1 protein-coding gene is annotated in these 305 nt (G+C 73.1%); it reads left to right on the forward strand.

What is annotated here, in order from left to right; genetic code table 11:
* Nucleotides 1–305 (forward strand): 4-hydroxythreonine-4-phosphate dehydrogenase PdxA (locus tag JHD80_RS27845; protein ID WP_199093872.1); only part of this gene is annotated, 305 nt, incomplete at both ends.

Raw genomic sequence — 305 nt, forward strand, 5'->3', positions numbered from 1 at the left:
GATCGATATCATCGCATCCTCGCATCTCGAGGTTCTCCCAACACTCGGGACTGTCAGCGCCGAGAGCGGCAAGGCTGCGTTCGCTGCGATCGCCATGGCGATTGATCTCGCCAGGGAGGGTCAGGTCTGTCTCTTATACACATCTCCGAGCCCACGAGACTCTAGGCGCGATCGCGTTTGCCGTCTTCTGCGTGAAAAGGGGGGGGGGGGGGGGGGGGGGGGGGGGGGGGGGGGGGGGGGGGGGGGGGGGGGGGGGGGGGGGGGGGGGGGGGGGGGGGGGGGGGGGGGGGGGGGGGGGGGGGGGG

The organism is Allobosea sp. ASV33 (assembly GCF_016428755.1).
Classification (GTDB): Bacteria; Pseudomonadota; Alphaproteobacteria; order Rhizobiales; family Beijerinckiaceae; genus Allobosea.